This is a genomic window from Aeromonas sp. SG16 (assembly GCF_024436135.1).
GTDB classification, from domain to species: Bacteria; Pseudomonadota; Gammaproteobacteria; order Enterobacterales; family Aeromonadaceae; genus Aeromonas; species Aeromonas jandaei.
The window spans coordinates 93,195-118,573 of the sequence record NZ_JANFNW010000005.1 but is presented as its reverse complement, the minus strand read 5'-3'; the positions used below and the strand labels follow the sequence as shown (position 1 = coordinate 118,573).

The window sequence follows — 25,379 nt, the reverse complement described above, 5'->3', positions numbered from 1 at the left end:
CTCTATGACCCGAATAACTTCGGAACCTGGTTTCTATCAGGATCTCAATGAACTTCAGCAGATCAAGAGCAACCCGGATCAGCGTGCCGCGCTCGATGCCGTAGCCGGTCAGTTCGAAGTGAGCTTTCTGCAGACCGTGCTCAAGCATATGCGCTCGGCCAGTGATGCCCTGCAGGATGAGGATGACAAGCTCATCAAGGGGCAGGATCTCTATCGCGATATGTATGACAGCCAACTGGCGATGAGCCTGGTCAAGCGCGGCGGGATCGGTCTTAAAGAGCAGATGGTCAGTCAGTTGGCACCGACATTAAAGAATGCCGACCAGGCGGTCGCTTCAGAATCACAGACCCTGGCTGCCTTCAGTCAGCCTCTGAACACGGCAAAAATGAGGAAAGGTGACTGATGTCTCTGCTCAATATCGGTTTTAGCGGACTCAATGCGGCACAGATTGCGTTGAATGTGACCGCCCAGAATATCGCCAACGTCAATACCATCGGCTATAGCCGTCAGGAGGCCATGATGGGCAGCCTGTCGGGTTTTGGCCGGCTGGATAATGGCCAGGGGGTAGAGGTAACCGGTGTTCGCAGGATCACGGATGAGTATCTGGTTTCCCAGCATTGGCGCAGCCGCTCTGCGACCGGGGCCTCCTACTCGTTTCATCAGTACATCAATACCACCGAGCAGCTTCTGGGCAGCGAGTCGATGAACATCGCCAAGGGTCTGGACAGCTTCTTCGCCTCACTGAGTGCGGCCCTCGACAGCCCGGAAACACCGGCCCAGCGTAGCCAGATAGTGAGCTCTGCCGGCGCGTTGGCGAACCGCTATGGTCAGTTGAACGAGAGCATGATGACCCAGGAGAAACAGATCGACGATCAGCTGAACAGCACGGTTTCTCAGGTCAACAGCTATCTCAAGCAGGTTGCCGAACTCAATACGCAGATCAGCGAGCAGGCCTCCAAAGGGGTCAATACATCGGCTCTGGAAGACAGTCGTGAGCAGATCGTGCGCGAGCTTTCCACCTATATGGAAGTGAGGGTCAACCGGCAGAGCGATGGTTCTTTCTCGCTAAGTCTGCCTCAGGGGCAACCGCTGGTACTGGCTGGCAGCAGCAGTACGCTCTCGCTGGCCGGTGACAAGCTCAGCCTCAGTTTTGGCCCGCAGACTTTCGAAGTACCCGCTCTGCATGGTGGTACTCTGGCGGGAGTAATGGATTACCGTGCCAATGTGCTGCGCCCGCTGCGCGACGAACTCAACCAGATGGCAAAAAAACTGGCAGACGACTTCAATGCCAAGCAGGCCGGTGGTGTTGACCTTAATGGTGACCCGGGCAAACCCCTGTTCAGTTACGACCCGCTCAACCCTTCCGGGACCCTGAAGATTGCCGATGGCTTTACCGGCGATCATCTCGCTTTTGCCAAGGCCGGGGGCGGGCAGGGCGACAACCGCAATCTGCAGGAGATCATCACCATCAAAGATGGCCAGTATGACGCCTACAGCGCCCTGCTTGGCCGGATAGCGGTGCAGAGCGGACAGGCCAAGGCGACCATGCAGGCTGATGCCAATATGGAGAAGCAGCTGGCTACCAAGCTGAGCAGTGTCAGCGGGGTCAACACCGATGAAGAGGGGATCAAAATCATGGCATACACCAAGGTATATCAGGCCAATGCCAAGGTGATTAGTACCTCGGATCAGCTCTTCAATTCCATCCTGAACATGTTCTGACGGAGTGACCATGCGCATCAGTACCAACCAGATCCAGCTCAGCATGCTCGATAACCTGCAATACGGTTTCGGCGAGTATGCTCGCCTCGATCGCCAGATCTCCTCAAACAAGCGCATTCTGCAGCCTTCGGATGATCCGGTGGGCAGCGTGCAACTGCTTGGACTCAAGAAAGAGCAGGTGGCGATGGAGCAGTATCAGAAGAACATCGCCAACGCTAAAAGCCAGCTCTCTCAGGGTGAAATCCAGCTGGAGTCCATGACCAATATGCTGATGCGGCTGCGCGAACTGACCCAGACTGCGGCAACCGGCTCCTTGTCAGAAGATGATCGCCGCGCCATCGCGACTGAAGTCGGAGTCATCAAGGAGGGGCTGTTCGATCTGGCCAATGCACGCAACGAGAGTGGCTCCAGCCTGTTTGCGGGTAGCCAGGTCAATCAGACCACACTCGTGAAAAATGCCAGCGGTGATTACGTCTATCAGGGGGATGCTCTGGTGCGTGAGGTCAGCATCGCCAAGGGGGTCACGGTAGGTCTCAACCAGACGGCAGACAAGCTGTTCATCGATAACGGCGATTTCTTCAAGCAGCTCGATACCATGGTCGCTGCGATAGAGAGCGGAGCGCCCGATGCAGCCGATCAGGCGCGCAGCATGCTGGATCGCAGCAAGGTGTTGCAGGACGATATCAGCCAGATGGTGAGTACCATCGGCGCCCGCATGAACCTGCTTGATCAGGTCGATGAGGGGCATACCGAGAAGGGGACCTATAGCAAGGAAGTGAGCAATCAGATAGAGTCCCTCGACTATGCCAGTGCCGTTACCCAGCAGGCCCATGTGCTGATGGCCTTGCAAGTGCAGCAACAGGCATTTGCCAAGGTTAACGGATTGAGCCTCTTCAACTACATGCCATAACGTCAGGCGCAAGGAGTCATGATGCAGATTCAGCAAACCCGTCCGGGCGGTGTGGCCGAGACGCCCGCTCAGCCGCGGCTACACGGACGCTTGACTGCTCAGGACACATCCCGACCGGCAAAAAAAGTTGAGCGCCAGCCCAATATTGTCCGGCTCGACCGCTGGGCACTAATCGGGACTGCCCAGCAGCGGATTGCACATGCCCAGGGTGGTGAGCTGGCATTGAGCCAGGTCTGGGGCGAGCTGAAGCGGCTGGAACAACAGCTGGGTCAGCATCGTGAGGCCGGCGGCGATCTGGTGACACGTCTCAAGCAGCTGGAAGACAAGCTCACCCGGCCACAAGCGCCCCTGACCTCGGAGTTGAAGCCGCGTTTGTTGACCTCGGCCGCCGAGAGCCGGGTTCATTACAGTGCCGATCGGCTCGACCTGCTAAGTCCCAAGGCAAGTGCCGAGCGTCTGGTGTTCTCTTTCCCGCAAACCGCCAGTGCCATCGAGGTGACCCTACCTGCAGGAGCCAATGAGGCAGATGTTGCATCCAGGCTCGATCGGGCGCTGCGCAAAGAGCACATTCAGGCGCGTCTCAACGAGTTGGGCAAGCTGGAACTGAGCGTTCCGGAGTTGCATCGGCGCAAACTGGACGAGCCTGTTCTGCTTAGTGGGGAAGGCATTCGCATTCCGGCCGGAAACCCTGTTCCGGTGCAATTCAAGGCAAAGCCGGGGCAATTGACCCAGTTGGGCGAAGGTATCGACAAGGGGGAGTTGCGACAGGAGCAACAGCGCCTGAGAAGATTGCTTGGGGAAATCGAACAATCCGTGCGGGAGCTGAAGCAGTTCCGCCAGCGGATGGTCAAGCAGCTCGATCGGGTCAAGGCGCGTAGCCAGAACATGAAGCAGCAGGAGCTTGAGCAGCTTCAGGGCAAGCTCAGTGAACAGCTAAAGGATGGCGGTTTCATGGGAACCATGTCTGGTCTGCTGGCTCAGGCCAATGTATCGCGCCAGAATGTGGTAGCACTTCTGACGTAAAGGGCGACGCGCTACATCAACGCCAAGATGAAAAAAGAGACCGCCAGCAACATGCTGGCGGTCTCTTTTTTCAGGGTTTCAGCAAGGCGTACAGAGTGAGATCGGAGGAAAAACCGGAGGCACTGAGTCCCTCTTCTATAGTCTTGAGAAAGTTCCGGTTGTGCTGGCGTATGGTGTGATAGCTGTAGAAAAGATCGATGACATCCTGTTCTTCCAACTCCTTGTCCATGGCCAGCAGACACAGGTAGTTGCGCAGCAGGAAGTAATCGATCACCAGGAGCTGATAGGCCTGGAACGGGGTGGTCTGCTGCAGTGGGAAGTTGTTGTTGTAGACGTAATAGAGCAGGTAGTTGTTGAGAATGTGAGGCCTGGTTGCCAGAAAGGGAGCTACCTTGTTGTTCCAGGTTTGTTGCAACAATGCCAGCTTGCCTTCGTCATAAACGCCCTCTAGTACCAGATTTATTTTGTCGAGGCAGCATTGCATGGTCTGGCGGCCACGTCTTCCCTGTGAATATGCAACCAGCTGATGGGTAATTGTTCTCAGCCCCCACCACTGCAATGTGGGCATGGAGGGCAACTGTTCGAACATGACGTGAAGTTCCCCCTGCTCGGCCATTACCGCTACCTGCTCGAGAAATGCTTCGTGCGACAAGGAGGTTGCATCCCGATGAAGCAGCAGTCCGATAAGCCATAGGCGCAGTTCGACCGGGAGAACGGTGGCTGTCAGCACGTGGAGGCTAAGACTATGCAAGGTTGCCATGGCAGCGGATGGCGGAGTGGTAAAGGGGAGAGGCTGTCTGAGCTGAGTCTCCTCAGTCTGCATTGCCATTGGGTCTAGCAACAGGTGCCGACAAACCTCGGGGCAGGAGAGAACCAGCGATTTCTTGAGCTGGTTGGCGAGCCGGGTTTGGGTTCTGGGGTAGGTCTTGCAAGTCTGGCTCAGTGCATCAGGCCCTGCCTTGCCGTGGATCTGACACAATCGCTTTTCGTCAAGAAAAGGGCAGGCATCCTGCTCGTCAAGCTTTATGACCCCCCACTGTTCACTGCTTTTCTTAACTTTGCGGATGTGTTGTTTGCTCAACGACCGTATTACGGGATCCGGGTGTTTTTCGTAACTGCGGAACGTCGCTTTATCAATACTGATGGTCCAGCTATGACAGCAGTTGTCTTTGCAGCCATCTCCAATGCATTGAAATTGCGTGACAAACCGAGGGGTATATAGAAATGCAGTCATGTCGCTTTCCGATAGTGAAGGGTGACGACTTGAAGCAATTCGCATGCCGTGTGAATGGATGTGGCGAGGATATTCAGTAATGAGAGCGGCCAAAAGATAGAAATATGCTCAATAGAATTAAATTTTAGCGGCAAAGAGGTCGTCTATATCTGATGTCAACCTAACAAGCTGCTGTGCAGCATTTAACTCGAGGAATAGATCATGGGCTTGTCCATTCATACCAATTTTGCTTCTCTGACCACTCAAAACCAACTGAACTCCACCAACAAGATGCTGGGCACTGCCATGCAGCGTCTGGGCACCGGTTTGCGCATTAACTCTGCAGCCGATGACGCAGCTGGTCTGCAGATGGCTACCCGTCTTCAGGCACAGTCAAATGGCCAGAAGGTTGGCATGCGCAATGCTCAGGATGCTGTTTCCATGATGCAGACTGCTGAAGGTGCTATGGACGAGATGACCAACATTGTTCAGCGTATGAAGGATTTGGCGACTCAGGGGGCTAACGGTACAACTAACGATAAAGACCGTCTTGCGATTGGTGCCGAGATGAAAGAGCTGTCAGCCGAGCTGAAAAACATTCGGGACAATACTACTTTTGCTGGCGAAGCAATTATCGCCGATGCAGGGAAGTTTGGTGCTGGCAAGGTTACATTCCAGATTGGCGGCACTGCAGCAGAGAAGCTGGATGTAGACGTGTCCAAGATCGTGAAAGACGGTGTTAATAAAAAGATCACCGATGCTGCAGATACAGATTTGAAAGATGCAGAAAAGACTGATTTGGGCCAAGCGGGTATGCAGGGTCAGATCAAGAAGATGGACGATTTGTTGGCAGATATTGGACAAGCTCGTTCTTCTTTCGGTGCCAACATCAACCGTCTGGAGCACACCGTCAACAACCTCTCCAATATGAAAGAGAACACCGACATGGCGAACGGCCGAATCATGGATGCCGACTTCGCTCAGGAGAGCACCAACATGACCAAAAACCAGATGTTGATGCAGGCTGGCATGTCTGTGCTGTCCAACTCCAACCAGATGACCGGCATGGTCACTTCCCTGCTGCGTTAACAGGTTGTTTGGCCGCCCTTGTCGGGCGGCCTTTTGTTTAGTCGATACGTGTTGGTTGGAAAGGGCTTATAAAGTATTTTCCAACAGGCATGCCACAGAATAAGGGTGTAATGATGCAAGTAGATCCGGCCAGCATGGCAATGCAACTGGTAGCTATCGAGCGCCAGAATATGGACAAGCTGCTGAAAAAGCAGATGGACAGTATCAAGGGACAACAGAGTGCAATCAGCACGCTCACGACCAAGCTGTCGAGTTTTCAGACCATGCTCAAGGATCTGAACAAAGCATCCAACCTGCAAGCCCAGAAGGCGGTTATGTCTCAGGAAGGGATCATGACGGTGACGAGCAATGGCAAGGCCAGCTCCGGTCAATACAACTTCTTCGTTAAGCAACTCGCTCAGTCTCATCAGGTTGGCCTGAGCCTGGATAGCGAAACCACTCCTCTGCCTGCAGATGGCGTATTCTCTTTGACGGTCAAAGGCAAGAGTGTGGATATCGATCTGGCCACCCTACCTGCTGGGTCGACAGTGAAGGATCTGGTTTCCCATATCAATAATGCCAAGGATAACCCTGGTGTTAAAGCCACACTGGTTAGGACCGACGGCAAGGTCAATATGGTGTTGACCAGCAAGGATAGTGGTAAAGAGAATGCTATCACTGTGAATTACAGCGGTGATTTGAACTCGTCTTTGGGTATCGCTGTTACCAACAAGAGCGAGATAACCAAAGCTCAGGATGCCGAGTTGCAGATGGGGGGAGACAATCCCTTAACTATCACCTCGGCCAGTAACAAGATTGAAAATGTGGTCGATGGCCTGACCCTCCAACTTACCAAGGCCCAGAAAAGCGGTGATGCTCCTCTGCAGGTGACTGTCGAACAGGATAAAGAGGCGGTGACAGGCTCTCTCAAGAAGTTTGTAGACAGCTATAACGAGCTGGTCGACGAACTGGCCAAGATGACGTCCAGCGATCCCAAGGCTCCGGGGGCGCTCTCTTCCGATAGTGGTGTCCGCAGCCTCAAAAGCGCGCTTGCCAACAGTGTGCGCGATCTGCCCAACGGACTTAGTCTGGGTAGCCTAGGCATAAAGACTGACAAAACAGGCAAGCTCTCTTTCAGCGAGACTGACTTCAACAAGGCGCTGGAGAAGGATCCCGAGCTGCTAGGCAAGGCATTGATGGGGGATGACGGTCTGCTCAAACGGATGAGTGATTCTCTGGATCCCTATACCAAACGTGATGGTGCTCTCAAAGGACGCAAAAGCAGCTTGGAGGCCGGTGAAAAGCGGGTGAATGAGCGAATGGAAGCGCTGGATCGCCGTATGAATTCCGCGTATAAGCGCTACCTCAACCAATTTACCACCATGAATCAGATGATGCAGACCATGGGCAACCTGTAAGGGGTCTTGCTATTTGGCTGCCTCATCCGGAGCAAGCGAGTTTTACATGTTTGAACATCAAGATGGCTATGATGCCTACCAGTTTGCGGCGACTCAGGCCAAGGCTGCGAGTGCGGATCCACATCAGCTGGTGTTGATGCTGATGGATGGCCTGCTCGACGAAATGGCCAGAGCAGAGGGGCATATTCAAGCCCGCCAGTTTGAACGCAAAGGACAGGCAATCAGCAAGTGTCTGCAGATCCTGGGGGGACTGGACAGCGCACTCGACATGGAGAAGGGCGGTGAACTCGCCAGCAATCTGCATCGTCTCTATGACTACTGCGGTCAGCGTCTGTTCGAGATCAGCGTCTCCAACGATATTGCCGGTTTTGCCGAAGTTCGCCGCATCCTGCTGGAGCTGAAAGAGGGCTGGGAAGCGATGGCTCGTCATCCGCGCTAAGGCGGAAGTCCCTCTTCCTCTTATACAGGCGAAAACCGCCTGTACGCTCCGAAATACCCGAGTTCCATATATGGCCTGTTCCTTGCTAGTTGGCTGAGCTGTTTTCTTTGGGAGCAATAGCATGCCACTGATTGGGTCAACCCACCTTCCAGCTGAGCTGGATAAACGCCAGCGTCAACTGCTTGGCCTGGGCCGCCTGATTTTGCAGCAGGCTCATGCCGGTCAGTGGGATGCCGTTCGTTTATCCGATAGCAAGCTGGCCAGATTTGCCGAGCTCATGGCCAAAGAGCCTGAGCTGTGGGCCTCATTGTCTGCTGCGCGAGCGCAGGTTCGCAGCTGGCATCAAGAGGCACAACAGCTGTGTCGGCAAGAGTTGACCTTGCGTGAGCGCCAATGGCATGAGCTGTCCCGGAAGAGAGAAGGTTTGCAAGCATACGGAGAGGTGCAGGAGTGGGCATGATTCAGTTTTCCGGTCCCGAGGTATTGGCGATGCCAGAACAGAGCGGTTTTACCCGTCTTGCTCGTCAGCCGGAGGATCAGGGGGGATTATTTCCACCACTTGACCTGTTGCTGGAAGAGGGGGCTCTTGCTCCTGCGCCCGAAGAAGTAAAGGAAGAGGTAGAACAGGATGAACCGGACGAGGTCGCTGATAATGTTGCGGCTCGGCTGGACGCATTCAGTAATATGCCTCCCCCATTCCTTTTGCATGAAGCCAGCACGAGAGCTGCAATTGTCTCTTCCAACGTGGCTGCTGCCACTGCTGGCAATGTAGAGTCCGGCGAGGATGTGCAGGGCGGCACGCCCTCTGTCTCTGCTGCCCTGCGGGCGCTATCTGCGTACAAGCAGCCGGAAACGGACAAGAGTCAGCCTGTCATGGAGACGCCTGTCTCTGGCAACAAGGAGCGAGTCGATCGCGCAGCTACTGATTTTTCCAGTTTTATGCTGGCTCGACCCTCGGCGCGCACTGATGACGCAGCCATACGCGAGAAGACGATAGCCAGCTTGCAGAGCCTGCTGGGTGTTGAGCGTGCAGGGGAACGGGAGTCCGGTGTTTCTGACCTCAAAGGTATTGTGAGCAATCAGATATCAGCGCCAGCGCCGAAAGTTGCCGAGTATCAGTGGGCTCCGGTCAAACTGGCCGAGCCCCAGGTGCAGTGGGGGCAGCAACTGGTCGATGTGCTCAAGGACAAGGTCGAGCTGCAGGTGAACCAGCAGATCAAGCAGGCTCATATTCGCCTGGATCCTCCTGAGCTGGGCCGACTCGAACTGACTGTTCGGGTCGAGGGGGACCGGCTCAATGTTCAACTCAATGTGACCAACCCCGCTGTTCGGGACGCGCTGATCCAGTCGATGGAGCGGTTGCGCATGAGTTTGGCTCCTCACCATGCCGGTGGAGTTGAAGTCAACGTCGGGCAGGGCGGGGGACAAGGCGATGCGCAAGGAAAGTGGCAACAGGAGAAAATCCTGGCGGGCCGTCGCCAATGGCAAGATGAATTTGAAACTGCCGGGCAGGATGAGCGTGCATGGCTCAACACCCTGGTGTGACCTAAACCGGCTAAATCGAGAGTGAAATCAAAATGATGCGCCGTATCATGAAGTGGTTGATGTTGGTTGTCATGGCTCTTTGCCTGTTGCTTGTGCTTGCCTATGGTGCCTATCTCAAGCGCGATACCATTGCGGTCTGGCTCGGTCTGGAAGAGCCCAAGCCAGAGTTGAGTGCCACTCCGTTGTTCAAGCCGATGGAGCGCTTCGTCATCAGTCTGGATGGAGGGGTTGAGTCTCACTATCTGGTACTTGAGCTGGCTCTGGTGACTCACAACAAGGCGCATCTGAATACGTTGAACGAGCTGACACCACTCATCCGGAACGCCATGGTGCAGTATTTCAGTCACCGTACCCACGATGATGTGAAAAAAGAGCTGCAGAATATCACCTCTTTGCAGGGTTCCCTGCTCGCCAAACTGGTCACCACCTTGCAAGGTTACGGTTACAAGACCTACCTCGACGAAGTGTTGATCACCAAGGTTCTGGTGCAATAAGACAGATATGATCGATGTCGACTGGGATGCCCCTCACGAGTTCACTTCTTCTCCGCCCCGTACCGGCGAGCAGGCCATTCTGACCCGTTATCTGCCGCTGGTTAAGCGAGCCGCCAGCCACCTGCGCAGCCAGGTTTCCGCCTGCTTTGATCAGGAGGATATGGAGCAGGTCGGCATGATGGGGTTGCTGGAGGCCTGGCGTCGTTACGGTAGCGAACCGGATGTCCAGTTCGAGAGCTATGCCTTCAAGCGGATCCGGGGCGCCATGCTCGATGAATTGCGTCGACTCGACTGGCGGCCTCGTCAACTGCGCCAGCAGGTACATAGCCACAATCAAGTCCAGCGAGATCTGCATAACCGGTTGGGCCGGGCGCCAACCGAGCAAGAGCTTGCCGCTGCGTTGAACTGCACCATTGAAGAGGTACGCCAGCTTGCATATGCCAGCCAGGCTGAGGCTTTGCAGAGCCTTGAAGAGTGGCTGGAGAACGGTGGAAGGGCGCCTGCAACCGAATCTGATGATGTCGATATGGCCATGACCATCAGCAAGGCGCTGACCCTCTTGGACAAACGGGAACAGCTGCTGCTCTCTCTCTACTATCAGCAGGAGCTGAATATGAAAGAGATTGCGCTGGTGCTGGGGCTGACCGAGTCGCGGGTTTGCCAATTGCACAAGCAATGTGTACTTCAGCTCAAGCAGCGATTGGTCGACTCCATATAGTAGTGCCCCATGATTCGTGGGGGTGGTTGTAGAATTCGGGAGCATTCATGCAAAAACAGATTGGCATCGGCGTCATATTAATATGCGTGCTGGGTGGCTTCATGATGGCAGGTGGCAACCTTGCGGCTTTATGGCAGCCAGCCGAGCTGATCATTATTGTGGGTGCTGCTGCTGGTTCCATGTTTCTTGGCAACTCGAAAGAGGTGATGCACGAGATGTGGGCGCAATTGAAGATGTGCTTCAAGCCCAACAAGGAAGAGCGCGAGGTCTATCGCGAGTTGCTGACGCTGATGCATCAACTGCTGGAGGAGACGCGCAACAAGGGGATGAAAGCGCTGGACGAGCATATTGAAAACCCCCAGCAAAGCTCGGTGTTCCTGATGTACCCGCAAATTTCGGAAGATCCCCAGTTGCTCGGTTTTATCATCGACAACCTTCGTCTGCTGGGGATGGGCAAGATCACTCCTCATGAGCTCGATACCATCCTGGAGCAGGAGATCATGGCGATTGAGGAGGATATGCTCAAGCCTGCCCATGCACTTCACAAAACCGGCGAGGCCTGCCCCGGCTTCGGTATTTTGGCGGCTGTTATGGGGATCATTATCACCATGCAGCAACTCGATGGTCCTCTGAGCAATATCGGCGTGCATGTAGCGGCGGCGCTGGTGGGTACCTTTATCGGTATTTTCCTCTGCTACTGTCTGCTCGAACCCATCAGCAACGCAATGGAAGAGATGGTCAAACGCCGGGTCGGTCTGCTGATGTGCATCAAATCCATTCTGATTGCCCAGCTACGTGGCAAGACGCCTCTGCTGGCGGTCGATTCCGGCCGGAAAATTCTCGAACCTGATGTCAAACCCAGCTTCCTGGAACTGGAAGACTGGGTGACCAACAGGGCGATGTAATGCGCAACCACGAACAGATCATCGTCAAGCGCCAGCAGAGGCGTAACAGCTCCCCCAAAAGCGGAGGGGCGTGGAAAGTGGCATTTGCCGACTTTACTCTGGCCATGATGGCGTTTTTCATGGTGCTCTGGATCCTGGCAGTCTCCAACCAGGAGGAGCGGGAGATGGTAGCCAGCCGCTTGCGCGATTACAGCATTATGGATAACGAGGCCAACCCGTTTGATATTCGCAATAGCCCCTATCCGGTCGATCTGGGCGGCAATCCTTCGGTCATCGATGAGCTCAATCCCAAGTTTGATCAGAAGGGACAGCTGACCCCCAGACATATGGATCGCAATCAGAGCATCTTTTCTGAGGGGCCCGGTGGTGGATACGAGCAGCTACTGGTCGGCAAGCTGGAAGGTGAGCATCAGATGAAGCAGCTTGCCGGGTTTATCGGTAATCTTGCGGAGCAAATGCAGGCGAAGAACAATCTGGAGATTCAGATTGTGCCGCAAGGTTTGCGCATCCTGATCCGTGATGACGCCGATCGCGAAATGTATAGCCGCGGCAGTGCCCGTATTAGCCCCTTCTTTCGTCATATGCTGATGGCGCTTGCCCCGATTTTTCAGCGGGTGGAAAACCGGGTCATGATCTCGGGTCATACCGACAGCACCCCTTTCGCGGGTGAAAACTACAGCAACTGGGAGCTTTCATCGGATCGCGCCATGATGGCGAGACGTGTGTTGCTGGCGGGGGGCATGCCACCAGAGCGTATTGCTCAGGTAGTGGCCATGTCTGACACCATGCTGGAAGATAGCGAAAATCCACAGGGTAGCCGGAACCGTCGTATCGAGTTGCTGATTATGACGACCAGAGCGGAACAGAATCTGGAGCAGCTGTTCAGTGCCGAGACCAAAGCAGCAGCCACTCAAGCCAAGGAAGAGACAGTTAATGGACGCCCCTGAAACAGAGTTTCTGTTCCATACCGCACACAATGATCCGAGAAGAAAGGTGCCTCGCTGGTATCTCCATGATGGTGCTACACCCTTCGAATCGCAGAGTTGTGGCATTGCAGCTCGCCTGCTGATATCCGGTTTGCTGTTTGACAAGAGCATTGGCCGGGCCGTCATCAAGGATATCGGGCCGGGTGGGGTGGGCTTTCTTGCTCCTGCCCGATTCATTTTGCCCGAGACAGTAACCCTTTCTCTGTTGCCACGCATTACACTGACATGCCGCATCACCCATCGCCGTCCCATTGGCCAGCACCTCTGTTTTTATGGGGCGCGCTGGTCACATCCGGAGCAAATTGACCTTGCGCCGGTATTGAGCCATTGGCGGCACAGCTTCAGGGTACCGCAATCAACGGCCGCTTCAGAGTCATCCCAAGAGGATCTGGCTGACGTTCCAGCCTGAGCTCACCACGGCTCATATCAAGACCTCTGGCTGTCTTCAGCAGCAGCGGGTCATGCAGGCTCTCCAGTGAAACGGCTTTGAAGATGAGCTTGCCGCTGCCCCGCTGTGGTGTCGTGACCGGGGCTTTTGCTTTGCTGTAAACAACCGGGCAATTGGTTATTCCTGCCGGTACCGGGAGCTGCCATGCCGGATTCCAGCGGCTGGCGTCATTCATGGATACACCTTTGGCCTGAGCCCAGGCAGGCAGCGAACAGCCTTCCGGATTGCGAAAAACCTTCAGGTCGTTGCCACTTTTCCATGGCGGCAACTGGAAATGGTGGGTGCTTGCCATGTCGAGCACTCTGGCAAGGGCAATAAAGCGGGCAACGTAAACCCGGGTTTCCGCCGGCAGATCCAGAGCCCAGATATTTCGGGTGCCAGCTTTCAATACCGCATTCAGCACTCGCCCTTCTCCAGCGTTATAAGCAGCCAGCGCCAGCAACCAGTCCCCGCCAAAGAAACGAGAGAGCCAGCCAAGGTAAGTCAGAGCTGCGTCGGTTGCCAATGGCAGTGAATAACGGCCATCGAATGAACTATTGATAGGCACGGCAAAGCGCCTGGCCGTATCGGGCATGAGTTGCCAGGGGCCTGCTGCGCCAGCGGCAGAGACAACATCGAGGCGGTAGCTGCTTTCCAGCAAAGGGACAAAAGCCAGCAGGGGCGGAAGTTTGCGTTCCTGAACCTGTTCCGAGATCCAGCGGATGATGGGTTGGGTTTCGGCAAGACGTTGTTGCAGATAGGGGCGCTGGGCAAGCAGAAAGGCTTGCTGTTGACTAACCAGCTCGACCCCCTCTCCACGTATCGGAGGAGGGAAGCCGGTTTGCCATTGATAATTGTTATAAGCGTGACAAGATGTGGATGTTATTAACATCGCGCTTAGTAAAAAGAAAATGAACCTGGTCATTGTGAATTTGTTGAACAAGGATCGCACAATAATAAAAACATCATGTATCTCAACAGTTTTCTGAATTTAGGGTCGTCTGATCATGTGTAATCCAGGACGTGGCAAGCATGATAACACGAGTAAAAAAGAGCCCAAATGCAGGTAAAGCAATCCAGAAGTTTTTGCTATATCTGATCCTCGCCAATTTTATTCTCATGGGGCTTTACATCGCGTTTGCCCACGAGCTGACCTTTGCCGTCAATATCCTGCTGACTACGCTGCTGATAATTTACAACCTGCTGCTTTGCCATCTGGTCTCTTTGCGTGCCCGCCGTTCTAAAGATGGCTATATCATCTATCCGGTGATCTGCGTCAGTATTTTGCTCTGCGCCGTTGTGCTGTTCCGTTTCATCATCTCTCCCAGATAGTAACTGCTCACCCACAGCTTTTTTATTAATCGTATTTTCTGTCGCCACAAATAACTCGTGGAAAATCAACCCACTCAATCCGTAACCCGCAAATGCTGCGTCAATATGTTCCCTCTGGCCGATCTCCTTGCTTGAAAAGCCCCCTCCACGTCCTTAAACTTCAAGGTGGGGAAAAGTGGATCAAAGTGGTTTTAAAAGGGGCTGCTCGCCCGTTTACTCACCTTCAGGGACAGAAATTTGTTGCGTGGCGCTCACGCCATCAGCCTGGACAGCAAAGGGCGGTTGGCGATTCCGACCAAGTTTCGTGACTGGCTGCGCGATGAAAGCGACGGCCAGCTGGTCTGCACCATCGATATTGCCCACCCCTGTCTGCTGCTTTACCCCCTGAACGAGTGGGAAGAGGTCGAGCGCAAGCTCAAGACCCTTTCCAGCATGAATCCCGCCGAACGCCGTTTGCAGCGGCTGTTGCTCGGGCATGCAACCGAATGCGAGCTGGATGGCAATGGCCGTCTGCTGCTCAGCCAGCCACTGCGCAACCATGCGGGGCTGGACAAGAAGATCATGCTGGTGGGCCAGCTCAACAAATTTGAGCTGTGGGATGAAGCCCGCTGGCAGCAACAGGTCAATGACGACATCTTGGGTCTGCCCGGGGACGATTGGGCAAGCTCACAACGACTACAGGATTTCTCTTTATAAATGACCCAAGCCGCTGAACACATCACAGTGCTGCTGCACGAAGCCGTCGAAGGTCTGGCCATCAAGCCGGACGGTATCTATGTCGACGGCACTTTTGGCCGTGGTGGTCATTCTCGTCTGATCCTGCAACACCTTGGCCCTAACGGCCGTTTGATCGCCATCGATCGCGATCCGCAGGCGATCGCCGAGGCTGCCAAGATCCAGGATCCGCGTTTCGAGATTGTGCATGGCCCCTTCTCCGGTATCACCAGCTATCTGAGCGAGCGCGGTTTGCTGGGCAATGTGGATGGTTTTCTGCTCGATCTGGGGGTTTCATCTCCCCAGCTGGATGACGCCGAGCGTGGCTTCAGCTTTATGAAAGATGGTCCGCTTGATATGCGAATGGACCCCACTTCCGGTCAGAGCGCCGCCGAGTGGCTGGCCAAGGCCGATGTGGACGATATCGCCTGGGTATTGAAAACCTTTGGTGAGGAGCGCTTTGCCAAGAAGATTGCCCGCGCCATCGTGCACGACCGGGTTACCGAGCCTTACGTGCGCACCCGCCAGCTGGCCGAGATGATTGCCCGGGTCAATCCGAGCAAGGAGAAGGGCAAGCATGCGGCGACCCGCAGCTTCCAGGCTATCCGCATCTACATCAACAGTGAGCTGGACGAGATCGAGACCGCTCTCAACGGTGCGCTGGAGGTGCTGGCTCCGCACGGTCGTCTGTCGGTGATCAGCTTCCATTCGTTGGAAGACCGCTTGGTGAAGCATTTTATTCGCAAGCACGAGAAGGGACCGGAAGTACCCTACGGCATTCCGTTGACCGAGGCCCAGCTGGCTGGCGGTCGCAAATTGAAGTCGGTCGGCAAGGCACTCAAGCCTTCTGATCATGAAGTGTCGGAAAATACCCGGTCGCGCAGCTCCGTGCTGCGGGTCGCCGAGCGTCTGGCGGAGTAAGCGATGAGCGAAGTGCGTGTCCACCTTGCCAAGGAGATCGTTGCGGATCTCTGGCGGCACAAGCTGCAGATCCTGTTGTCGGTCGCCGTGCTGGTGACTGCATTTGCCGTGATCCTGGTGACCAACATGACGCGCGGCCTGACTGCCAAACAGAACGACCTGATGGCCGAAGAGGATCGCCTCAATATCGAATGGCGGCACCTCCTGCTGGAGCAGGGCACCCTGGCAGAACATTCCCGGGTGGCCACTCTGGCGATGGACAAGTTACAAATGGGTCGCCCTCTGGTGACCACCGAGAAGGTAATTACCCTGCCATGAAACGCAAGGCTACAGCCAAAGCTGCCAAAGCGAACGTCAAAGCGCCCTCGATCTATCCGTGGCGCTTTCGCACGCTGGTCGTATTCATCGGCATCGCATTTGTTGGGCTGATCCTTCGTCTGGCCTGGATCCAGGTGATCAACCCTGACCGCCTGCGCCAGGAGGGGGACATGCGCTCCCTTCGTACCACCTCTACCCAAGCGGTGCGCGGCATGATCACCGATCGCAACGGTGAACAGCTGGCGGTATCCGTGCCGGTCGAAGCGGTCTGGGCAGACCCCAAGACGGTGCACGAGTCTGGCGCAATTCACAACGAGCGAGCCTGGATGGCGCTCTCTGCTGTGCTCAAGATCGACATCAATACCCTCAAACAACGGATCGCCAATCCCAGCAAGCGTTTTGTCTATCTGCAGCGTCAGGTAACCCCTGCCGTTTCGGAATATATCAAGGGGCTCAAGCTGGGCGGTGTCTATCTGCGTCCCGAGTCGCGCCGCTTCTATCCGACCGGTGAGATCAGTGCCCATCTGGTTGGGGTGACCAACATCGATGGCCACGGCATCGAGGGTATCGAGCGCAGCTATGACGAGTGGCTGACCGCAACACCGGGCGAGATGCGGGTGCGCAAGGATCGTCAGGGGCGGGTCATCGAACGCCTTGGCATCGTCAAGGAGGGCAAGAACGCCAACGATCTGCAGCTCAGTATCGATCAACGGGTACAGGCGCTGGCTTATCGTGCGCTCAAGCGGGCCACCGACGAGAACAAGGCGACATCCGGCTCCATGGTGATGCTGGATATCAAGACCGGTGAAGTGCTCGCCATGGTCAACACCCCCTCCTACAACCCGAACAACCGCGGTCAGTATCAGAGTTTCCGGGTGCGCAACCGGGTGGTCACCGATACCTACGAGCCGGGCTCTACTGTCAAGCCATTGATTTTGCTCAGTGCCTTGCAAGCCGGTGTCACCAGCTGGAAAGACTTCATTCAGGGCGGGCCGCTCTTTATCGGCGCAAAGCAGATCAAGGACGTCAGTATCCACCGGGCGACCAACCTCTACGACATTCTGCGCTACTCCTCCAACATCGGTATGTCGCGCATCGCGCTGCGGATGCCGGCGCAGGAGATGATCAACACTCTCAGCATGTTTGGCTTCGGTATGGATACCGGTAGCGGCCTGATGGGCGAGAGCAGCGGCATGCTGCCCCAGCGTCGCCGCTGGTCCGATATCGAGCGGGCGACCCTTTCATTTGGTTATGGTCTGCGGGTTACCCCGCTGCAACTGGCTTCCGCCTACGCCACCCTGGCCAACAAGGGCAAGCGGGTGCCCATCTCCATCGTCAAGGTCACCACGCCGCCCAAGGGTGAGCAGGTGATAGACCACAACAACGCCTCCGCCATGCTGCAGGCGCTGGAATACGTGGTCGACAACGCCATTCCCAAGGCCAAGATCCCGGGCTACCGGGTAGGCGGCAAGAGTGGTACCGCCAAGGTCGCCGTTGCAGGTGGCTATGGCAAGGATTACATGGCCTGGTTTGCCGGCTTCGCCCCGGCCAGTGATCCCCGTTTCGTCATGGTGGTGGTAATCAACGAGCCAAAAGGCAGCGCCTATTATGGTGGCGCCGTGGCGACCCCGCCGTTTGCAGAGGCCATGGGCGGGGTACTGCAACTCTTCAATATTCGTCCGGATGCGGTACCCCCTTCGGTACCCACCAAACTCGCCAGTACGGAGGCTCCTGTTGCACCGCGCACTTGATTCATTACTGCGCCCCTTCGGCATTACGGCGCCGGCGCTTGCCCTGACCGATATCCAGCTGGATAGCCGGCGGGTCGGCCCCGCCTCTCTCTTCGTGGCCATTCGCGGCCATCAGGTGGATGGCAGACGGTTTATCGAACAGGCGGTGGCTCAGGGAGCGACCGCTGTTGTGTTTGAGGAGGACGGTGAATTTATCGCGCCCGCAGTTTCCGTTCCCTGCATCGGAATGCGCGATTTGCCTGCTCATCTCTCCGCCCTCGCAGGCTATTTCTACGATCAGCCAGCCAAAAAACTGGAGCTGGTGGGGATCACGGGGACCAACGGCAAGAGCACCACTGCGCTGCTGGTCGCCAACTGGCGCACCCTGCTGGGTGGCAAGGCTGGCGTGATGGGCACCATCGGTAACGGTCTGTTTGGCAACCTGATCGAAGCGGAAAACACCACTGGCAGCGCCATTCAGGTGCAAGCCAATCTGGCCACCCTGCAAGAGCAGGGGGCGGATCTGGTGGCGATGGAGGTCTCCAGCCACGGTCTGGTGCAACATCGGGTTGCCGCCTTGCCGTTTGCTGCCGTGGTATTCACCAATCTGAGTCGGGATCACCTCGACTACCACGGCACCATGGAGGCCTATGGTGCCGCCAAGGAGCAGCTGCTGCAGCTGGTCGATGAGCCCAATGCGGTGATCAACCTCGATGACGAGTTGGGTGCCAAGTGGCTCGAAAAATATTCCTCAGCGGTGGCGTTCAGCGTTAATGGCCCGATTGAAAACCATTCCGGCCGTCAGTTAACGGCGCAGCAACTCGATTTTCACCAGCAAGGTTTTCGCGCGCAGATTAACTCCAGCTGGGGGAATGGTGTATTATCCGCCCCCTTGCTCGGGCGCTTCAACGTCAGCAATGTGCTGGCGGCGATGGGTGTCATGCTGGTACTCGGCTATGACTTCGACGAGCTGCTGGCAACTGCCCCGAAATTGCAGCCGGTGACCGGTCGCATGGAGTGCTTTGGCGGCGGTGATGCGCCCCTTGCCGTGGTCGATTATGCCCACACTCCGGACGCGCTGGACAAGGCGCTGCAGGCACTGCGAGTGCATTGCAAAGGCCAGCTCTGGTGTCTGGTCGGTTGTGGTGGTGATCGGGATCGCGGCAAGCGCCCCATGATGGCAGCCATGGCTGAACAGTATGCGGATCGCGTGATCCTGACCGACGACAACCCCCGTACCGAGGAGCCGGCCCGGATCATGGCCGACATGGTGGCGGGTCTTCGTGATCCTGCTGCGGTGCAGGTCGAGCACGATCGGGTCAAGGCGATCAACCTGGCCATCCGTCAGGCTAGCAAACAGGACATCATTCTGGTGGCCGGCAAAGGCCACGAGGATTATCAAATCATTGGAACCGACAAGCGGCACTATAGCGACCGGGAAACCGTCGCCGCTGCTTTGCACACATTAATGGAGTCATTCAAATGATGACCCTCAGGCTTGCCGACCTGGCGCAGGTGCTTGATGCCCGTCTGATTGGTGAAGATGGCGAGATTACTGCAGTCAGCACCGATACCCGTACTCTGGGTGCTGGCGCTTTGTTTGTTGCACTGCGCGGCGAGCGCTTCGATGCCCACGACTTTTGCGATCAGGCGCTGGCGGCAGGGGCCTCTGCCCTGCTGGTCGAGCGCGAACTGCCGCTGGCCATTCCCCAACTGGTGGTAGCCGATACCCTCAAGGGGTTGGGCCGTCTCGGCAAACTGGTGCGTGAGCGCATCAACCCGAAAGTGCTGGCTATCACCGGCAGCTGTGGCAAGACCACGGTGAAGGAGATGGCCACCGCCATCCTGCGTCATGAAGGAGAGGTGCTGGCCACCGCTGGCAACTTCAACAATGAGGTGGGTGTGCCGCTCACCCTGCTGCGTCTCGAGCCGCAACACAAGTTTGCGGTGATGGAGCTGGGGGCCAACCATCCGGGCGAAATCGCCTGGACTACCTCGCTGGCCAAGCCCGATGCCGCCATCATCAACAACGTCGCAGCTGCCCATCTTGAGGGCTTCGGCTCTCTTGAGGGGATCTACCACGCCAAGAGCGAAATTTTTGAGGGCTTGAGCGAAGGCGGCACCGCCATCGTCAACGCCGACAACGAATTCTGGCCGAAATGGCGCGAGCGTGGCATTCGCTGCGCCTTCTCCATCGAAGATCAGAGCCAGCCGTTCCATGCTCGCGATGTGGTTCTCAACGCTCAGGGGTGTGCCGAGTTCGTCATGGTAACCCCGCAGGGCGAGGTGAGCCTGACTCTGGCGATCCCCGGCCGCCATAACGTGGCCAATGCGCTGGCTGCTGCTGCCGGTACCCTGGCACTTGGTGCTTCTCTGGCCTCGGTCAAAGCCGGTCTGGAGCAGATGGCTCCGGTCAAGGGACGCTTCTGTGTTCAGCACTGGGGCGGTCTGACCCTGGTGGACGATACCTACAATGCCAGCGTGGAGTCCGTGCTGGCGGGCATCGATGCCCTGACCGCCATGAGCGGCTTCAAGGTGCTGGTGTTCGGTGACATGCGGGAACTGGGTGAGGAGTCTGCCGAGCAACATGCCCGGGTTGGCCATCATGCCCGCGAGTGCGGTCTGGATGCCGTGCTGACAGTGGGGGAAGAGAGTCGCCATACCGCAGATGCCGCGGCTGGCCGACATTTCGATAACAAGGCGTCGTTGTTTGAAGTGCTTGCGCAAATGATTAATACACATCAGGAAATTTCGATTCTGGTCAAAGGTGCCCGTGGCTCCCGCATGGAAGATATCGTCAAGATGGTCGTCGACCATCAGGAGTCAGCCGCATGCTAGTCTGGCTGGCTGAACTGCTCACCCCGCACTTCACCTTTTTCAACGTCTTCTCCTACCTGACGTTTCGCGCCATCCTGTCGATCATTACCGGTCTGGGAGTTGCGCTCTGGATGGGGCCGCGCCTCATTCGTCGCCTGCAGATCCTGAAGTTCGGTCAGGTGATTCGCAACGATGGTCCCGAGTCTCACCTCAGCAAGCGGGGTACCCCGACCATGGGTGGCCTGATGATCATTGCCGCCATCTTCACTTCCGTGTTGCTCTGGTGCCGCCTCGACAACCCTTATGTCTGGCTGGTGCTGTTTGTGCTGGGCGCCTACGGTGCCATCGGCTTTGCCGACGACTACCTCAAGGTGGTGCGCAAGAACACTGACGGTCTGATCGCCCGCTGGAAGTACTTCTGGCAATCCGCCGTTGCGCTGGGAGTGGCGGTATTCCTCTATGCAACTGCCACCCACGATGGTCAGACCCAGCTGGTGGTGCCCTTCCTCAAGGATGTGATGCCGCAACTTGGCCTGATGTTCATCCTGCTGACCTACTTTGTCATCGTCGGTACCTCCAACGCGGTCAACCTGACCGATGGTCTGGATGGCTTGGCCATCATGCCGACCGTGATGGTGGCGGGCGGCTTTGCGTTTATCGCCTGGGCGACCGGTAACGTCAACTTCGCCAGCTACCTGCATATTCCCTATGTTCCCTATACCTCTGAACTGGTGATTGTCTGTACCGCCATCGTGGGGGCGGGTCTGGGCTTCCTCTGGTTCAACACCTATCCAGCACAGGTCTTCATGGGCGACGTCGGCTCGCTGGCGCTGGGCGGCGCGCTCGGTACCATCGCCGTGCTGGTTCGTCAGGAGTTTCTGCTGGTGATCATGGGCGGGGTCTTCGTGATGGAGACCGTCTCGGTGATCCTGCAAGTGGGTTCATACAAGCTGCGCGGCGTGCGGATATTCCGCATGGCGCCGATCCATCACCACTACGAGAAGAAGGGCTGGCCGGAGCCGCGCGTTATCGTGCGCTTCTGGATCATTACCCTCGTGCTGGTGCTGCTGGGTCTTGCCACCCTGAAGGTGAGGTAAGGCCATGGTCATCATCATCGGATTGGGTAAAACCGGACTCTCCTGCGTCGACTACTTCCTCGGCCGTGGCGTGACGCCACTGGTGATGGATACCCGCTCCAACCCGCCCGGCAAGGATCAACTGCCGCCGGAGGTGGAGCTGATCCACGGGCTCGACGAGGCGCTGCTCAAGCAGGCGCACATGATCGTAGCGAGCCCGGGCATTGCCTTGGCGACCCCCGAATTGAAAGCGGCTGCCGAGCGTGGTGTGCAGATAATCGGGGATATCGAGCTGTTTGTGCGCGAGACCCAGACACCGGTCATCGCCATCACCGGCTCCAACGGCAAGAGCACAGTGACCACGCTGGTGGGCGAGATGATTGCCGAAGCCGGACTCAATGTCGGTGTGGGTGGCAACATAGGGACGCCGGCGCTCGATCTGCTCAAGCAGCCGATGGATCTCTGCGTGCTGGAGCTCTCCAGCTTCCAGCTGGAGACCACCTATAGCCTGCGTGCTGCCGCCTCCGTGGTGCTCAACCTCTCCGAAGATCATATGGATCGCTATCAGGGCATGGCCGATTACCGCGCAGCCAAGATGGAGATCCATCAGAACTCCAAACATATTCTGGTCAACCGTGACGATGCCCAGACCCTGCCTGATGTGGGTCAGGTGTGGCAGAGCTTTGGTCTCGACTGCAATGGTTACGGCCGCTGCCTGCTGGATGGTCGTTACTGGCTGACCCTGCACGGCGAGCCCCTGATCGCGGTGGACGAGATGAAGATCGTCGGCGCCCACAATCAGGCCAACGCCCTTGCCGCCATGGCGCTGTGCGATGCGGTTGGTATTCCCCGCGCGGCGCAACTCATCGTGCTGCGCCGTTTTGAAGGCCTGCCGCACCGTGCCCGCTTCGTGCGCGAGGTAAACGGAGTGCGCTGGATCAACGACTCCAAGGCGACCAACGTGGGTGCGACTCTTGCTGCCGTTGCCGGTGTGCGCGAGTCGGTCAGGGGACGGCTGTTGTTGCTGGCCGGTGGTCAGGGCAAGGGGCAGGATTTTGGCCCCATTCAAGCGCTGCTGGGCAACCAGATCGATCACATGTACTGCTTCGGCCAGGATGCCGAGGTGCTGCTGGCGCTGGGTGAGCAGACCGAACGGGTTGCCGACTTGGCTGCCGCTGTTGCCAAGGCGGCTGCCGATGCCAAGCCCGGTGACTGGGTGCTGCTGGCTCCCGCCTGTGCCAGTCTGGATCAGTTCAAGTCGTTCGAGGTGCGCGGAGATCGCTTCACCGAGATGGTGATGGCGCTATGAACGCCCTTCGCGCAGCAGCAGGTCTTTTCCAGCGCTGGTTGTTGCCGGCTCGTCCGGCCGGTCTATATGATCGGCAGCTGGTCGTGCTGGCGCTTGCGCTGATGGCGCTCGGGGTGGTGATCGTGGCATCCGCCTCGATCCCCGAGGGGATCTCTCTGGGTGACGATCCCTTCATGTTCGTGAAACGTCACGCCATGTTTCTGGTGATGGCGCTTGGCATCTCCTGGTTCGTACTGCAGGTGCCGATGGCGCGTTGGCAGGAACATAACGGCCCCATGCTGCTGCTGGCTATCTTGATGCTGGTGCTGGTGCTGCTGGTGGGACGCAACGTCAATGGTGCGGTGCGCTGGTTACCGCTCGGCCCGTTCAACCTGCAGCCTGCCGAATTCGGCAAGCTGGCGCTCTTTGTCTATCTGGCCGGTTATCTGGTGCGGCGCCAGAACGAGGTGCGTGAAGCCTGGATTGGCTTCCTCAAGCCGCTGGCTGTATTCGGGGTGCTGGCCGTCCTGTTGCTGCTGCAACCTGACCTGGGTTCCACCGTGGTGATGTTCGTGACCTCGTTCGGCATGCTCTTTCTGGCGGGCGCCCGACTCGGCCAGTTCCTGACCCTAATCGGTGCTGGCGTAGGTGCCGTGGTGATGCTGATCATCGTCGAGCCTTACCGGATGCGGCGGGTTACCTCCTTTATGGATCCCTGGGCCGATCCGTTTGGCAGTGGCTACCAGCTGACACAGTCGCTGATGGCGTTTGGCCGCGGCAGCTGGTTCGGCGAAGGGCTGGGCAACTCGATCCAGAAGATGGAGTACCTGCCGGAAGCGCATACCGACTTCGTCTTTGCGATCCTCGGTGAAGAGCTCGGCTACGCCGGTGTGCTGGGTGCCCTGTTCCTGATCTTCGCACTGGCGGTCAAGGCGTTGAAGCTGGGCCACAAGGCTCTTGCTGCCGATCGCCTCTATGACGGTTATCTGGCCATCGGTATCGGGATCTGGTTCAGTTTCCAGACCTTCGTTAACGTTGGCGCGGCTAGCGGCATGATGCCGACCAAAGGGTTGACCTTGCCGCTCGTGAGTTACGGTGGCTCCAGTCTCATCATCATGACGGTGGCAGTGAGCATGTTGATTCGAATCGATTTTGAGTTGCGTCAGGCGACAGCCCAGGCGCGGGTGCGGGAGGTTTAGTGAGCAAGACGCTGTTGGTGATGGCAGGTGGTACCGGGGGACATGTCTTCCCGGGTCTGGCCGTAGCCGATCGATTGAAGGAGCAGGGCTGGACTGTCCACTGGCTGGGCACCGCCGACCGGATGGAAGCCGAGCTGGTACCAGCCCATGGCTATCCTATCTCCTTTATCGATATTCAGGGGGTGCGTGGCAACGGCATCAAGCGGCTGCTGGCGGCGCCCTATCGCATCGTGAAATCCGTGCTGCAGGCGCGTCAGGTGCTCAAAACCATTCGCCCGGATGTCGTGCTCGGCATGGGCGGCTTTGCCTCCGGCCCGGGTGGCGTGGCGGCCTGGTTCTCCGGCATCCCGTTGCTGCTGCACGAACAGAATGCAGCAGCCGGTATGACCAACAAGCTGCTGGCGCGTATCGCCAAGCGGGTGTTGATGGCATTCCCGGGGGCGTTTGCACCGAGTCGCCGCACTGCCGTAGTGGGTAACCCGGTTCGCCCCGAAGTGGTCGCACTGCCGGATCCGCAACTGCGAAGCAGCAGTGAGCCGTTGCATCTGCTGATTGTGGGTGGAAGTCTGGGGGCTCGCGTGCTCAACGAGCAGGTGCCCGCGGCGGTCGCTGCGGCTGGTGTGCCTATCGAGGTGCGTCACCAGTGTGGCAAGGGCAATAGCGACACCGTCAACGCGGCCTATGCCCAGCACGGTATCAATGCCGAGGTAAGCGAATTTATCAAGGATATGGCGGGAGCCTATGCCTGGGCCGACCTGGTGGTCTGCCGGGCGGGGGCACTGACTGTCTCCGAAGTGGCTGCTGCCGGTGTGGCTGCCATCTTCGTGCCGCTGCCCCATGCAGTAGATGATCACCAGACCCGCAACGCCTTGACCCTGGTCGATGGCGGTGCGGCTGAGTTCCTGCCCCAGTCCGAGTTGACCACAGCCTCGCTGGCTGCGCGTCTCTCCTGGCTCGCCGGGCGCAGGGAGACGTTGTTTAACATGGCCAAGGCCGCCCGTCGCGTCGCTATTACCGATGCGGCAGAGCGGGTTGCTGACGAGTGCAAACGACTCGCCGCAGGGCAGACAAATAAAGAGTAAGGATGAGATTGCACTGGCCACGCCGTGCAGACTC

General features: G+C 57.2%; 26 protein-coding genes. 23 read left to right on the top strand and 3 right to left on the bottom strand.

The features are described from left to right. Positions 1 to 4 precede the first annotated feature (4 nt). The 4 genes from NOM67_RS13765 to NOM67_RS13750 are packed head-to-tail and all read left to right on the top strand — an operon-like array spanning position 5 to position 3,655. Entirely contained in the window at positions 5 to 403 is a 399-nt protein-coding gene (locus tag NOM67_RS13765) for a rod-binding protein (protein ID WP_042030092.1), read from the top strand. Then, positions 403 to 1,722, top strand: a complete 1,320-nt coding sequence (lfgK, locus tag NOM67_RS13760; protein ID WP_156853734.1) for a lateral flagellar hook-associated protein LfgK — start codon at positions 403 to 405, stop codon at positions 1,720 to 1,722. The genes NOM67_RS13765 and lfgK overlap by 1 nt, the downstream gene beginning before the upstream one ends. 10 nt (positions 1,723 to 1,732) lie before the next feature. Beyond that, a complete protein-coding gene (gene lfgL, locus NOM67_RS13755) occupies positions 1,733 to 2,632 on the top strand; it encodes a lateral flagellar hook-associated protein LfgL (RefSeq protein ID WP_041210158.1) in 900 nt (299 codons plus the stop codon). Between the two features lie 21 nt (positions 2,633 to 2,653). Beyond that, positions 2,654 to 3,655: a hypothetical protein gene (locus NOM67_RS13750; RefSeq protein ID WP_042030090.1), complete on the top strand. Its 1,002-nt coding sequence runs from the start codon at positions 2,654 to 2,656 to the stop codon at positions 3,653 to 3,655. 70 nt (positions 3,656 to 3,725) lie between these two features. On the opposite strand, the gene fliB is transcribed toward NOM67_RS13750, so the two are convergent. Next, positions 3,726 to 4,889 carry a flagellin lysine-N-methylase gene (gene fliB / locus NOM67_RS13745; RefSeq protein WP_201968042.1) on the bottom strand — a complete coding sequence of 388 codons (1,164 nt, stop codon included), beginning with the start codon at positions 4,887 to 4,889 and terminating at the stop codon, positions 3,726 to 3,728. Positions 4,890 to 5,090: 201 nt separating this feature from the next. On the opposite strand from fliB, the gene lafA reads away from it, so the two are divergent. The 9 genes from lafA to lafU all read left to right on the top strand — a co-directional run bounded on the left by lafA (position 5,091) and on the right by lafU (position 12,402). Next, a complete protein-coding gene (lafA, locus tag NOM67_RS13740; protein WP_071913369.1) occupies positions 5,091 to 5,957 on the top strand; it encodes a lateral flagellin LafA in 867 nt (288 codons plus the stop codon). Between the two features lie 113 nt (positions 5,958 to 6,070). Continuing rightward, positions 6,071 to 7,354, top strand: a complete 1,284-nt coding sequence (lafB, locus tag NOM67_RS13735; RefSeq protein ID WP_201968041.1) for a lateral flagellar capping protein LafB — start codon at positions 6,071 to 6,073, stop codon at positions 7,352 to 7,354. Positions 7,355 to 7,400: 46 nt separating this feature from the next. Then, positions 7,401 to 7,793, top strand: a complete 393-nt coding sequence (lafC, locus tag NOM67_RS13730; protein WP_033115401.1) for a lateral flagellar export chaperone LafC — start codon at positions 7,401 to 7,403, stop codon at positions 7,791 to 7,793. Positions 7,794 to 7,914: 121 nt separating this feature from the next. Next, complete coding sequence (locus tag NOM67_RS13725) at positions 7,915 to 8,253, top strand: LafX (RefSeq protein ID WP_201968040.1); 339 nt, start codon at positions 7,915 to 7,917, stop codon at positions 8,251 to 8,253. Next, the gene (locus NOM67_RS13720; protein ID WP_236663483.1) at positions 8,250 to 9,338 is read left to right on the top strand and encodes a flagellar hook-length control protein FliK; all 1,089 of its coding nucleotides are present in this window, start codon (positions 8,250 to 8,252) and stop codon (positions 9,336 to 9,338) included. The genes NOM67_RS13725 and NOM67_RS13720 overlap by 4 nt, the downstream gene beginning before the upstream one ends. A 35-nt stretch (positions 9,339 to 9,373) precedes the next feature. Then, positions 9,374 to 9,832 (top strand): lateral flagellar basal body-associated protein LafF, encoded by a 459-nt coding sequence (gene lafF, locus NOM67_RS13715; protein WP_042030211.1) that lies wholly within the window; start codon positions 9,374 to 9,376, stop codon positions 9,830 to 9,832. A gap of 7 nt (positions 9,833 to 9,839) precedes the next feature. Further along, positions 9,840 to 10,550, top strand: a complete 711-nt coding sequence (gene lafS / locus NOM67_RS13710; RefSeq protein WP_033115398.1) for a lateral flagellar system RNA polymerase sigma factor LafS — start codon at positions 9,840 to 9,842, stop codon at positions 10,548 to 10,550. Between the two features lie 47 nt (positions 10,551 to 10,597). Continuing rightward, positions 10,598 to 11,455: a lateral flagellar motor stator protein LafT gene (lafT, locus tag NOM67_RS13705; protein ID WP_033115397.1), complete on the top strand. Its 858-nt coding sequence runs from the start codon at positions 10,598 to 10,600 to the stop codon at positions 11,453 to 11,455. Then, a complete protein-coding gene (gene lafU / locus NOM67_RS13700; RefSeq protein ID WP_255937953.1) occupies positions 11,455 to 12,402 on the top strand; it encodes a lateral flagellar motor protein LafU in 948 nt (315 codons plus the stop codon). Before lafT ends, lafU begins: the two co-directional genes overlap by 1 nt. Before the next feature lie 380 nt (positions 12,403 to 12,782). On the opposite strand, the gene NOM67_RS13695 is transcribed toward lafU, so the two are convergent. Beyond that, complete coding sequence (locus NOM67_RS13695) at positions 12,783 to 13,793, bottom strand: lytic transglycosylase domain-containing protein (RefSeq protein ID WP_252353708.1); 1,011 nt, start codon at positions 13,791 to 13,793, stop codon at positions 12,783 to 12,785. A gap of 164 nt (positions 13,794 to 13,957) precedes the next feature. Continuing rightward, positions 13,958 to 14,278 carry a hypothetical protein gene (locus NOM67_RS13690; RefSeq protein WP_255937950.1) on the bottom strand — a complete coding sequence of 107 codons (321 nt, stop codon included), beginning with the start codon at positions 14,276 to 14,278 and terminating at the stop codon, positions 13,958 to 13,960. A 159-nt stretch (positions 14,279 to 14,437) separates the two neighbouring features. Between NOM67_RS13690 and mraZ the strand changes: the two genes are divergently transcribed. The 10 genes from mraZ to murG are packed head-to-tail and all read left to right on the top strand — an operon-like array spanning position 14,438 to position 25,345. Then, positions 14,438 to 14,896, top strand: coding sequence for a division/cell wall cluster transcriptional repressor MraZ (mraZ, locus tag NOM67_RS13685; RefSeq protein WP_201968037.1), 459 nt, complete (start codon positions 14,438 to 14,440; stop codon positions 14,894 to 14,896). Then, positions 14,897 to 15,835 carry a 16S rRNA (cytosine(1402)-N(4))-methyltransferase RsmH gene (rsmH, locus tag NOM67_RS13680; RefSeq protein ID WP_201968036.1) on the top strand — a complete coding sequence of 313 codons (939 nt, stop codon included), beginning with the start codon at positions 14,897 to 14,899 and terminating at the stop codon, positions 15,833 to 15,835. Between the two features lie 3 nt (positions 15,836 to 15,838). Further along, positions 15,839 to 16,153 (top strand): cell division protein FtsL, encoded by a 315-nt coding sequence (gene ftsL / locus NOM67_RS13675; protein WP_005341708.1) that lies wholly within the window; start codon positions 15,839 to 15,841, stop codon positions 16,151 to 16,153. Next, complete coding sequence (locus NOM67_RS13670) at positions 16,150 to 17,904, top strand: penicillin-binding transpeptidase domain-containing protein (RefSeq protein WP_033115391.1); 1,755 nt, start codon at positions 16,150 to 16,152, stop codon at positions 17,902 to 17,904. Before ftsL ends, NOM67_RS13670 begins: the two co-directional genes overlap by 4 nt. Continuing rightward, positions 17,885 to 19,369 (top strand): UDP-N-acetylmuramoyl-L-alanyl-D-glutamate--2,6-diaminopimelate ligase, encoded by a 1,485-nt coding sequence (gene murE, locus NOM67_RS13665; RefSeq protein WP_255938196.1) that lies wholly within the window; start codon positions 17,885 to 17,887, stop codon positions 19,367 to 19,369. Before NOM67_RS13670 ends, murE begins: the two co-directional genes overlap by 20 nt. Next, positions 19,366 to 20,721, top strand: coding sequence for a UDP-N-acetylmuramoyl-tripeptide--D-alanyl-D-alanine ligase (gene murF, locus NOM67_RS13660; protein ID WP_201912974.1), 1,356 nt, complete (start codon positions 19,366 to 19,368; stop codon positions 20,719 to 20,721). The genes murE and murF overlap by 4 nt, the downstream gene beginning before the upstream one ends. Continuing rightward, positions 20,715 to 21,797 carry a phospho-N-acetylmuramoyl-pentapeptide-transferase gene (mraY, locus tag NOM67_RS13655; protein WP_005341701.1) on the top strand — a complete coding sequence of 361 codons (1,083 nt, stop codon included), beginning with the start codon at positions 20,715 to 20,717 and terminating at the stop codon, positions 21,795 to 21,797. The genes murF and mraY overlap by 7 nt, the downstream gene beginning before the upstream one ends. A 4-nt stretch (positions 21,798 to 21,801) precedes the next feature. Then, on the top strand, positions 21,802 to 23,085 hold the full coding sequence (gene murD / locus NOM67_RS13650) for a UDP-N-acetylmuramoyl-L-alanine--D-glutamate ligase (RefSeq protein WP_255937942.1): 1,284 nt from the start codon (positions 21,802 to 21,804) through the stop codon (positions 23,083 to 23,085). Continuing rightward, positions 23,082 to 24,263, top strand: a complete 1,182-nt coding sequence (gene ftsW / locus NOM67_RS13645) for a cell division protein FtsW (protein WP_041210684.1) — start codon at positions 23,082 to 23,084, stop codon at positions 24,261 to 24,263. Before murD ends, ftsW begins: the two co-directional genes overlap by 4 nt. Then, entirely contained in the window at positions 24,263 to 25,345 is a 1,083-nt protein-coding gene (murG, locus tag NOM67_RS13640) for an undecaprenyldiphospho-muramoylpentapeptide beta-N-acetylglucosaminyltransferase (protein ID WP_255937937.1), read from the top strand. Before ftsW ends, murG begins: the two co-directional genes overlap by 1 nt. The last annotated feature ends 34 nt before the right edge of the window (positions 25,346 to 25,379 follow it).

Excerpts from the sequence above, each read along its gene's own strand:
- murD (WP_255937942.1), top strand. The coding sequence starts at position 21,802 with ATGGTCATCATCATCGGATTGGGTAAAACCGGACTCTCCTGCGTCGAC.
- NOM67_RS13765 (WP_042030092.1), top strand. The coding sequence starts at position 5 with ATGACCCGAATAACTTCGGAACCTGGTTTCTATCAGGATCTCAATGAA.
- NOM67_RS13725 (WP_201968040.1), top strand. The coding sequence starts at position 7,915 with ATGCCACTGATTGGGTCAACCCACCTTCCAGCTGAGCTGGATAAACGC.
- ftsL (WP_005341708.1), top strand. The coding sequence starts at position 15,839 with ATGAGCGAAGTGCGTGTCCACCTTGCCAAGGAGATCGTTGCGGATCTC.
- rsmH (WP_201968036.1), top strand. The coding sequence starts at position 14,897 with ATGACCCAAGCCGCTGAACACATCACAGTGCTGCTGCACGAAGCCGTC.
- lafU (WP_255937953.1), top strand. The coding sequence starts at position 11,455 with ATGCGCAACCACGAACAGATCATCGTCAAGCGCCAGCAGAGGCGTAAC.
- lafC (WP_033115401.1), top strand. The coding sequence starts at position 7,401 with ATGTTTGAACATCAAGATGGCTATGATGCCTACCAGTTTGCGGCGACT.
- mraY (WP_005341701.1), top strand. The coding sequence starts at position 20,715 with ATGCTAGTCTGGCTGGCTGAACTGCTCACCCCGCACTTCACCTTTTTC.
- lafT (WP_033115397.1), top strand. The coding sequence starts at position 10,598 with ATGCAAAAACAGATTGGCATCGGCGTCATATTAATATGCGTGCTGGGT.
- lfgL (WP_041210158.1), top strand. The coding sequence starts at position 1,733 with ATGCGCATCAGTACCAACCAGATCCAGCTCAGCATGCTCGATAACCTG.
- fliB (WP_201968042.1), bottom strand. The coding sequence starts at position 4,889 with ATGACTGCATTTCTATATACCCCTCGGTTTGTCACGCAATTTCAATGC.
- NOM67_RS13670 (WP_033115391.1), top strand. The coding sequence starts at position 16,150 with ATGAAACGCAAGGCTACAGCCAAAGCTGCCAAAGCGAACGTCAAAGCG.
- lafF (WP_042030211.1), top strand. The coding sequence starts at position 9,374 with ATGCGCCGTATCATGAAGTGGTTGATGTTGGTTGTCATGGCTCTTTGC.
- lafA (WP_071913369.1), top strand. The coding sequence starts at position 5,091 with ATGGGCTTGTCCATTCATACCAATTTTGCTTCTCTGACCACTCAAAAC.
- lfgK (WP_156853734.1), top strand. The coding sequence starts at position 403 with ATGTCTCTGCTCAATATCGGTTTTAGCGGACTCAATGCGGCACAGATT.
- lafS (WP_033115398.1), top strand. The coding sequence starts at position 9,840 with ATGATCGATGTCGACTGGGATGCCCCTCACGAGTTCACTTCTTCTCCG.
- murF (WP_201912974.1), top strand. The coding sequence starts at position 19,366 with ATGATGACCCTCAGGCTTGCCGACCTGGCGCAGGTGCTTGATGCCCGT.
- NOM67_RS13750 (WP_042030090.1), top strand. The coding sequence starts at position 2,654 with ATGCAGATTCAGCAAACCCGTCCGGGCGGTGTGGCCGAGACGCCCGCT.
- lafB (WP_201968041.1), top strand. The coding sequence starts at position 6,071 with ATGCAAGTAGATCCGGCCAGCATGGCAATGCAACTGGTAGCTATCGAG.
- NOM67_RS13695 (WP_252353708.1), bottom strand. The coding sequence starts at position 13,793 with ATGACCAGGTTCATTTTCTTTTTACTAAGCGCGATGTTAATAACATCC.
- ftsW (WP_041210684.1), top strand. The coding sequence starts at position 23,082 with ATGAACGCCCTTCGCGCAGCAGCAGGTCTTTTCCAGCGCTGGTTGTTG.
- NOM67_RS13720 (WP_236663483.1), top strand. The coding sequence starts at position 8,250 with ATGATTCAGTTTTCCGGTCCCGAGGTATTGGCGATGCCAGAACAGAGC.